At 54.4% G+C, this 1,676-nt stretch carries 1 rRNA gene; it reads right to left on the bottom strand.

Annotated features, from left to right (window positions below):
• Positions 1-84 precede the first annotated feature (84 nt).
• A 16S ribosomal RNA gene (locus tag DYI25_RS22180) occupies positions 85-1,634 on the bottom strand.
• Between the last annotated feature and the right edge of the window lie 42 nt (positions 1,635-1,676).

Raw genomic sequence — 1,676 nt, 5'->3', positions numbered from 1 at the left:
CTCCCTCAAAACTAAACAAACAAGCGTACAACAGTACGAATCGTAAGATTCGCATTCCGATTGCCATTACGGCAATATCCTTAGAAAGGAGGTGATCCAGCCGCACCTTCCGATACGGCTACCTTGTTACGACTTCACCCCAATCATCTGTCCCACCTTAGGCGGCTGGCTCCAAAAGGTTACCCCACCGACTTCGGGTGTTACAAACTCTCGTGGTGTGACGGGCGGTGTGTACAAGGCCCGGGAACGTATTCACCGCGGCATGCTGATCCGCGATTACTAGCGATTCCGGCTTCATGCAGGCGAGTTGCAGCCTGCAATCCGAACTGAGAATGGATTTATGGGATTGGCTCGACCTCGCGGTTTTGCGGCCCTTTGTTCCATCCATTGTAGCACGTGTGTAGCCCAGGTCATAAGGGGCATGATGATTTGACGTCATCCCCACCTTCCTCCGGTTTGTCACCGGCAGTCACCTTAGAGTGCCCAACTGAATGCTGGCAACTAAGATCAAGGGTTGCGCTCGTTGCGGGACTTAACCCAACATCTCACGACACGAGCTGACGACAACCATGCACCACCTGTCACTCTGTCCCCCGAAGGGGAACGCCCTATCTCTAGGGTTGTCAGAGGATGTCAAGACCTGGTAAGGTTCTTCGCGTTGCTTCGAATTAAACCACATGCTCCACCGCTTGTGCGGGCCCCCGTCAATTCCTTTGAGTTTCAGCCTTGCGGCCGTACTCCCCAGGCGGAGTGCTTAATGCGTTTGCTGCAGCACTAAAGGGCGGAAACCCTCTAACACTTAGCACTCATCGTTTACGGCGTGGACTACCAGGGTATCTAATCCTGTTCGCTCCCCACGCTTTCGCGCCTCAGCGTCAGTTACAGACCAGAGAGCCGCCTTCGCCACTGGTGTTCCTCCACATCTCTACGCATTTCACCGCTACACGTGGAATTCCGCTCTCCTCTTCTGCACTCAAGTTCCCCAGTTTCCAATGACCCTCCCCGGTTGAGCCGGGGGCTTTCACATCAGACTTAAGGAACCGCCTGCGCGCGCTTTACGCCCAATAATTCCGGACAACGCTTGCCACCTACGTATTACCGCGGCTGCTGGCACGTAGTTAGCCGTGGCTTTCTGGTCAGGTACCGTCAAGGTACCGGCAGTTACTCCGGTACTTGTTCTTCTCTGACAACAGAACTTTACGACCCGAAGGCCTTCATCGTTCACGCGGCGTTGCTCCGTCAGACTTTCGTCCATTGCGGAAGATTCCCTACTGCTGCCTCCCGTAGGAGTCTGGGCCGTGTCTCAGTCCCAGTGTGGCCGATCACCCTCTCAGGTCGGCTACGCATCGTTGCCTTGGTGAGCCGTTACCTCACCAACTAGCTAATGCGCCGCGGGCCCATCTGTAAGTGACAGCCGAAACCGTCTTTCAGCTTTCCCTCATGTGAGGGAAAGGATTATCCGGTATTAGCTCCGGTTTCCCGAAGTTATCCCAGTCTTACAGGCAGGTTGCCCACGTGTTACTCACCCGTCCGCCGCTGATCTTCAAAAGCAAGCTAATGAAGATCCGCTCGACTTGCATGTATTAGGCACGCCGCCAGCGTTCGTCCTGAGCCAGGATCAAACTCTCCAAGAAAGAGTTATGAGTTAGCTCATAAAGTTAAAACGTTGGCTCATG

Origin of the sequence: Mesobacillus boroniphilus, from assembly GCF_018424685.1 — a bacterium.
GTDB classification, from domain to species: Bacteria; Bacillota; Bacilli; order Bacillales; family Cytobacillaceae; genus Mesobacillus; species Mesobacillus boroniphilus_A.
The sequence above is the reverse complement of the archived record's forward strand: the minus strand, read 5'-3'. Positions and strand labels throughout refer to the sequence as shown.